Genomic DNA, 6,757 nt, shown 5'->3' with positions numbered 1-6,757 from the left:
TTGTCATTGTGTTTGCGGACAAGCAGGCTCTCGCCTGCGGTGGATTGTCCGTTTACACAAAATTCTGCACACCCTCCACCCAAGGACTCACAGACGGTCTTTGTGGAACCGACGCATGGAGATCCCTGGACTGACGAGAAGCGGTTTCGCAACCCTTTCTGGGTGCCGGTGCTCAAGGCCCTGGGCATTCGTTACCGGCTGCCCAACCATATGCGCAACACCTATGCGACGATGCTGCTCATGGCAGGTGCCACGCCAAGCAGATGGGGCATTCTGTGGAGATGTTTTGGAGCGCCTATTCCAAGTGGCTGGACGACGATCAGGGGGATATCGAGCAGGCGAAGCTGGAGTCCTTCATCGGGCAAAACTCCCCAGGAACTCCCCCCAAAAAACAAAGATCGCGATAAGTCTTTGTTTTAGAAAAATAAAACTGGAGCGGGTGATGGGAATCGAACCCACGTTATTTGCTTGGGAAGCAAGAGTCCTACCATTGAACGACACCCGCACACTGATAACTGCATGATTTCATTGCAAAATCTGCCGCAAATCGTTGTCTTCACTAGGAAAAACAATTTAGTGCATCTAAAAATTTTAGCACAACGAAACCTAATGAAGCACGCTTGCACTTTACCAACTGGTATAGGTTTCAGTGTAGGTTTTTCCACCGTTAGGACCCGTGAACGCCGGTGCTGAAATCCTTGCAACCTTGCAACCTTGCACTCGGGCGAGATGCCCGTTGCCTCTATGGTGCCAAATGATCGCCATTTCGCTTCTCTGCCTTGTCGTCGGCATCTCAGACGGCGACACCCTGACCGCCCGATGTGGCGAGCCCGGCCAATATGAACAGGTCAAAGTAAGGCTGCAGGGCATTGACGCCCCTGAGCGCAAGCAACCGTTCGGTGAGCGTGCCCGCCAAGCACTGGCCGAGCTGACATTTCAGAAAGAGGCAGAGCTGCGCTGCACCAAGACAGACCGGTACAAGCGACAGGTCTGCACGGTCTGGGTTGCTCCTGCATCAGCGCCAACCGGGCCGCGCACACTCGATGCGGGCTTGGCCATGATCACACAAGGAATGGCCTGGTGGTATCGCGCCTATGCCCGCGAGCAGTCACCGCAGGAGCGCGGGCAATACGAGTTTGCAGAGCAAGAGGCCAAGGCTCGAAAGGTTGGACTTTGGCGAGATGCCGAACCCATCGCGCCATGGGATTGGCGCAAAGCCTTACGCGAGCCTCGGTAAAACCTAAGTCCGTAAACGACCCTTCTCGGTCTTCGTGTCGCCGGAGTCGGCGACCGCTTGGTAGCGCAATCTCCGCACGATGCTGAGATAAAAGTTATCGCCCTTCTTCTCGGCGGGCAGACAAAGGCGATACTTGTCCAATGACAATCAATGGAGATCGCAGTGACGGTTACAGGCCAACTTACAAAAATATTGTCGGGCACCTCGGACGTATTGAGCAAGGCCGTCGACAGAAAGGTGCTTGAAGTTCTACCCGGCATTAAGGCTGCGCTCGAAGTAGCTGAGAGCGTCAGAGGCCTTCGTGATCGAATCGAGGCCGAGAAGCTTGCGCGCTTTATTCGAACGCTGGATGGGTTGCCAGAAATTGAGAAGTACCGGATGTTCTCGAAGGCGGCCGAAAGCAGCAAGGAGATGGAGGATCTCGGACAACGTGTCGTACTGGCAATCTCGCTAGCCAACGATTTCAGCAAACCAGAGGTCCACGCCAAGCTCTTCATCGCCTTCGCCGAAGGCAAGCTCACGGCCACGGAGCTCGCGCGCCTTATCTCGGTGATCGCACCAACCCATACACCAGACCTGATCGCATTCGCCAATGTGACCAATCCCCACATGGGCGAGCTTGGCAATCGCCCTACGCAAGGGAAGGTCTGGAGGGTTCCCTTCGATATTGGGGAGCCCATATCGGTCTGCGGCTTCACGCGCTCCCTGTCGCTTGGTGGCGCCAGAAGCGAGTTCATGGTGACCGATGCCGGCCTTAGCTTCCACACGGCCTTGAACGAGGCCAACACGATCCTCGGGCGCCATTTATGCATCTGAAGTGAAAATGGCCATATCGGCCCCTTTGTCGCGATTCAGGGAACCGTCTGGGTTCGCATTCGTTTAAAAGCTCGCGCCCATCCCACTGCTTCGCAGCGGCGGCGCGGGCTACCGACTGCGAACGCCTCCACTCTCTGTTTGAGCGGACCTTCGATCGAACTCGCCGAGGGCACGCTGATGACCGATAACAGCCTGGCACCCAAAACTAGGCTGGATCGGCATCAAACACATTCACAGGTGCCAATCTAAGGAGTTGCCCCGCCTCCCGCACTGTCCCCCCAGCCACTGATCAATGTCGTGCATCTCGATCGGGATCACGCTGCGCTTGTCCTGCTGGTTCGCCTGCAGTTTGAAGCCTGGCTTGTGCATGCGACTCATCAGGGGATGTGAGTATGCAATCAACAAGGGCGGCACGAAGCCGCCCTTGTTAGGTGAGTTGCTGTCAGCACCAAAGGAGTGCTGCCGTCCTGTTATGCCTTTGACCAGTCTATTCGCTTGTAGGCACGAAGAACAGGTACTCACCTGGCCCCATCTGCGGGGTAATCACATAGCCTTCGCACTGCCTGTCCTTGCATTTCACAGGGATAGCGCGGGGCCATATCGTTGCTGCGGTCGGATAGCCAGGCAGGTACTGCGGCACATGCCAGACGCCATAGTCGCCCACCGGCTCTGCTTGCTGCGAGCCTGCTGCACCTTGCTCGCCACTTCCGAAGATCTGGCGTTGAATGCTCAACGGTTCATTGATGGCCCTGGAGTCGGGTGCAGCCAAAGACGAAGCGCTGCATAGTGCAATCGCTAAAAGAGCTAGAGTCTTGCCCATAGCGGCCTCCTAGATTAGGAATCACACCCACTAATTGGGGTACAGCTGTGCTGTACGTGGATCTTCCATCACAGAGGTGACAGCCGCTGGTTGAGTGACTTCCGGTGCAAAACTCGACTGAGCCTCTGAAGGGGGCGCAGCAGGAGTTGGGCTACCCTGTGCCGAAGCATCCGGCCCGTAGTTGTTCCGACGCTCATCTGCGGTCATGGATTGCGGGCATTTCGAACCCGTGATCTCCAGTGCCACGCGAGCGGCGGGATCCATGCAGTCCATTGCCAGCGAGGCTGCCTTCATGCCCTTGTTCCAGAGCTCACGGCTCATTTTCAGGCGCTTGCAATGCTCGTCCGTCCAGGTTGTACCGAAGCTCACGCCAAAGCCGGGGCCGTTGGCACTGCCGCTGCTGCTGCCCATGCAGGTGTCATTGCTGGTCGTGAGATTGGGGCCGCCCACGCTGGGAACGTTCTTCAGGGTGTAGGTACCGCTGTACTCCACAATGTTCTTGGACGTCCCGGACACAGTGCTGTTCAGGTTCTGGGTAGTCGTTCCGCTCGTTGTGATGTTCTGGTCGGAGGTAGACGTGGATCGGCTTTCCATCATGGCCGTTGATCGGCTCTCCGCCGGAGATGCAACCGGATTGACAATGGTGATCGACTGATTCTGTTGCGCCCCCACGGAAGAGGAGCTAGAGGAGCTTTGCGCGCTGCTGTCGGCACTTTGCGCATAGCTGCACAAAGGAACGCAAAGACTTAACAGAGCTATTGAGAATTTCATGCTTTGCTCCTACGTTGCCCGAGCCCGGCCAGGCAGCCAGACCCGGGACAAACACAACTATCTTGGGATAGCTGCCTTAGTTGGCATTGGCCGTTGAGCCTGCACCAGCAGTACCGGAGGTGCCACCACCGTTGGAGAAGTAGCCGGCGTTACCCCAGGAACCGGCATTCTGATGGACGGTACCCACAGAGCCTGCATTCGATGTGGTATTGGTCAGCGAGCCCCAAGGTGAGGAAACGGCTCCCGATGTGGCGTTGTAGCCAGAGGTGGTGCCCGCATTGTTGTGGACGTAAGCCAAGCCGCCGCCAGGGCCGGCGCCAGTTGCAGCAACATTCGCGGTCTGAGAAGAGGCGCCGCCGAAGGCAGTGCCGTTGACGGGTCCTGCGTTATAGCCGGCAGCAGCAGCCGAGCCCGCATTGGCATTGGTAGCCGCTACGCCGCCCGCAACACCGTTGCCGGAAGTGGCGGAAAGGCTCTTCACATTACCGAAGGTAGTTGCGCTACCACCGACAGCTGCCCCACCGATGCCAAAACCGCCTGCGCCGATAGCGCCGCCAGCAGCGTTTGCATTCGACGTTGCACCGGAGGTTGCACTATTCATGCTCAGCGCACTTCCGTTGCCCGAGCTGGCCGCACCCGACATCGTGGCAGACGATGCGCTCGACGTCGTGTTTGTGGCTGCAATGCTTGAGCTGCTCACAGCAGCAGATGCAACACCAGCCAACGCAATAACCGCCATGGCAATCATAGACTTTTTCATGATCGTTCCTTTGAATAGCGAGTTTTCAGACAAGTGAAAGAAAGAGTGTGTGTGAGCAAAAGACCATTTGCAGATATGCAAAAGGCCCCTGTTAACCGTCAACGAGTTCTGGAGTGCTTGGTTACGTTCCAAAACAGGCGTTCGGTAAGGCCAGTTTCAGAAAATGACTAAGAAACAGTAATACCCTGTTTAGAAATATTTTCTTAACAAAATAAATTCAATCAAAAAATGATTGAGTTATTGTGTTTTGTGCATGGTGTGCTATTGAATAAATAGCACCCATGGGAAAATTCTTACAGTGTTAAAAAAAGTAATCTATATTTCCGTTTACTTTCCATGTCCAATGTTTCAATAACAAAGGGTTTATATCTATTTTTCACGCATCTGCTGCAATCAATACCACATATTAGAGTTTTAATTTGTAAAAATATAAACCACGTATTTCTTTATTTACTTTTAGTGGATTTTAAAAAAGGGAGATTTTATTTTTCGCGTGACTGCCAACCAATCTATCTACTTGCTGGGGTGTCACATGTATCTAACCGACGCATCTATGAGTTCACGGTCTGACGTCGGCAGAACTGAAGGCGCATCTATTGCTTTCGGTGGCATGTGGCCATCCGACATGAAGGGGCAGCAGAGCCAACCTGTGCGAGTCTTTCTGGTCGACGAAGACAGACACATCAGGAACGTGATCGCGCAGGAGCTCATGCGTGACCCGCGCACTCTTCTGGTAGGGCAGGCTTCCAGCTACAAAGAGGCTCGCAAGAACGTCTTTTCTCAAGAGTTCGACGTACTCCTCATCGACCTGTCTATTGGCGAAGGCCAAGGAGCTGAGCTGCTGGAGTCCATCCAGCTAAAAAGGCCTGACGTGCTATGCATCGCAATTTCTGCAAGTGAAAGCGACGATGCGGCCATGGATGCTCTTAAGAGAGGCGCTGTTGGATACCTGGTAAAGAACTCATGGTTTGGAAGCTATTTGCAGGCTGTGCTGGAAGTAGCCAATGGTGGGGCTGCGATATCGCCCCGTGTGGCGAAGAAAATCATTCCCAAAATATTCAAGGCATCTATGCAGGGGGAAAACATCTCAATGCATAAAAAATTCGAGTCGCTGACTGAAAGAGAAGTAGATATATTGAAATTGATAGCTCAAGGAAAAACCACTCAAGAGATTTCGTCCTACCTGGAAATCAGCCCATTAACTGTGGCAACACATGTAAAAAATATTTACGGAAAAATGCAGGTCAGAACCAGAGCACAAGCTGTCAGATATGCGATGCTGACAGGTATCATTTAAACTCTCTTTTTTATCTGAGTTTTAAGTTCGAGATAAATGGATTTTTTCTTACAGATGTTCTTTGATTGATTATCTTTGACAAGAGAATTTATTCGTCAAGTTGCAGACGCTTTTTACCTGACTGCTTTCAATTGTGCAGCCCCTGTTTGGTAATGTTCAAAAGCCTTCGCGACCTGGGTATGGGCAAGGCTTTAGGTGGTAGAGACCATAGTGTTTGGATACCACTCCGCAACCAGCATTGCTGCTTGTGCATGAGCCAATTGCCAGTGCTCCTTTGACGTGCTACCGGGGCGGTCTGGCAATTCAATGTGCCGATCCGCAGCCCGGATAGCAAACCAGAACCTGCGACTCCACCCATCGTTAAGCGGTGGCTTATGAAGTGCCGGTGAAGTAATCACTATCACCCTCTTACCGGCCGCCCTGGCGTAACCAATCTCAACCAGAGTGTCGTAGGCTTCCAGATCTTCAAGATAGGCCACAACTACATCAGCCCGAGAAATGCCTTGGAGCGCTCCACGGTATGCGGCGTTCTGTGCTCTGTCAGGCGAGCACGGAGTCACTCCATGCATGTACCCGTGGTCGCTGCCTCTGGTCTTCCATGGACCCGAGTACATGAACCTTGTGCGCGTTCCATAAAAGACCATTTCTTGCGGCGGCGCGATCAGTACGTCAGCTTCCGAACTTTCCGTTTCTAAATCACCGAGGGCATTGGATTTGGAAACATCGAAGATTCGCCAGCAAGAAAAGTCCCCGCCTGGCTTCTTGTTGTCTACAGACTCTCCCATCCTGCCCGCCATGTAGACGAGAGGGAGTGCGAGATGGACTTGGCGAGCCGCTTTTCTAGCCTGTAGCCAGTTTTCGATATCAGCCTCGAACCAGCCAATGCTTCTATTGCTCATCGGCGTTGGGTGAGGAAACTTGTCCTGCCGCAAGAGCTTGTAGAGCATCGATTTTGATAGCGCTGTCCGAATCAACACCTCATCCATAGGGATGACATGTTTAGTGACACGTGACGCGCTCTCCCTAGACATATGGCCTCTTGAATTCGGATGTTAG

The 6,757-nt window shown here is 53.5% G+C and carries 7 protein-coding genes and 1 tRNA gene; 3 read left to right on the top strand and 5 right to left on the bottom strand.

Annotated features, from left to right (window positions below; genetic code table 11):
* Window positions 1-431: 431 nt before the first annotated feature.
* A tRNA-Gly gene (locus ACWGXF_RS22705) sits at window positions 432-505 on the bottom strand.
* 249 nt (window positions 506-754) lie between these two features.
* On the opposite strand from ACWGXF_RS22705, the gene ACWGXF_RS22700 reads away from it, so the two are divergent.
* Both ACWGXF_RS22700 and ACWGXF_RS22695 read left to right on the top strand, forming a co-directional pair.
* A complete protein-coding gene (locus tag ACWGXF_RS22700) occupies window positions 755-1,237 on the top strand; it encodes a thermonuclease family protein (RefSeq protein ID WP_059441811.1) in 483 nt (160 codons plus the stop codon).
* Between the two features lie 150 nt (window positions 1,238-1,387).
* Window positions 1,388-2,053, top strand: coding sequence for a hypothetical protein (locus ACWGXF_RS22695; RefSeq protein WP_059441810.1), 666 nt, complete (start codon window positions 1,388-1,390; stop codon window positions 2,051-2,053).
* A gap of 487 nt (window positions 2,054-2,540) precedes the next feature.
* Here the strand turns inward: ACWGXF_RS22695 and ACWGXF_RS22690 are convergent, their stop codons facing one another.
* From ACWGXF_RS22690 to ACWGXF_RS22680, 3 genes are all read right to left on the bottom strand, one after another.
* Complete coding sequence (locus tag ACWGXF_RS22690) at window positions 2,541-2,786, bottom strand: hypothetical protein (RefSeq protein WP_230847525.1); 246 nt, start codon at window positions 2,784-2,786, stop codon at window positions 2,541-2,543.
* Window positions 2,787-2,903: 117 nt separating this feature from the next.
* Complete coding sequence (locus ACWGXF_RS22685) at window positions 2,904-3,470, bottom strand: hypothetical protein (protein ID WP_238585813.1); 567 nt, start codon at window positions 3,468-3,470, stop codon at window positions 2,904-2,906.
* Between the two features lie 250 nt (window positions 3,471-3,720).
* A complete protein-coding gene (locus tag ACWGXF_RS22680) occupies window positions 3,721-4,344 on the bottom strand; it encodes a hypothetical protein (protein ID WP_232776547.1) in 624 nt (207 codons plus the stop codon).
* A 592-nt stretch (window positions 4,345-4,936) separates the two neighbouring features.
* Here ACWGXF_RS22680 and ACWGXF_RS22675 point away from each other — a divergent pair.
* Window positions 4,937-5,701: a LuxR C-terminal-related transcriptional regulator gene (locus ACWGXF_RS22675; RefSeq protein WP_452102530.1), complete on the top strand. Its 765-nt coding sequence runs from the start codon at window positions 4,937-4,939 to the stop codon at window positions 5,699-5,701.
* Between the two features lie 191 nt (window positions 5,702-5,892).
* Here ACWGXF_RS22675 and ACWGXF_RS22670 read toward each other — a convergent pair whose 3' ends face one another.
* Window positions 5,893-6,687, bottom strand: a complete 795-nt coding sequence (locus ACWGXF_RS22670) for an AlpA family phage regulatory protein (protein ID WP_343497215.1) — start codon at window positions 6,685-6,687, stop codon at window positions 5,893-5,895.
* Window positions 6,688-6,757 lie beyond the last annotated feature (70 nt).

The organism is Comamonas sp. HJ-2 (assembly GCF_053615495.1).
Note: the sequence above shows the minus strand (reverse complement) of the source record. Positions and strands in the feature narration are given on the sequence as shown.

Bases quoted from the DNA above. Each gene is read 5' to 3' on its own strand.
- ACWGXF_RS22700 (WP_059441811.1), top strand. From the start codon at position 755: ATGATCGCCATTTCGCTTCTCTGCCTTGTCGTCGGCATCTCAGACGGC.
- ACWGXF_RS22695 (WP_059441810.1), top strand. From the start codon at position 1,388: ATGGAGATCGCAGTGACGGTTACAGGCCAACTTACAAAAATATTGTCG.
- ACWGXF_RS22685 (WP_238585813.1), bottom strand. From the start codon at position 3,470: ATGATGGAAAGCCGATCCACGTCTACCTCCGACCAGAACATCACAACG.
- ACWGXF_RS22675 (WP_452102530.1), top strand. From the start codon at position 4,937: ATGTATCTAACCGACGCATCTATGAGTTCACGGTCTGACGTCGGCAGA.
- ACWGXF_RS22670 (WP_343497215.1), bottom strand. From the start codon at position 6,687: ATGGATGAGGTGTTGATTCGGACAGCGCTATCAAAATCGATGCTCTAC.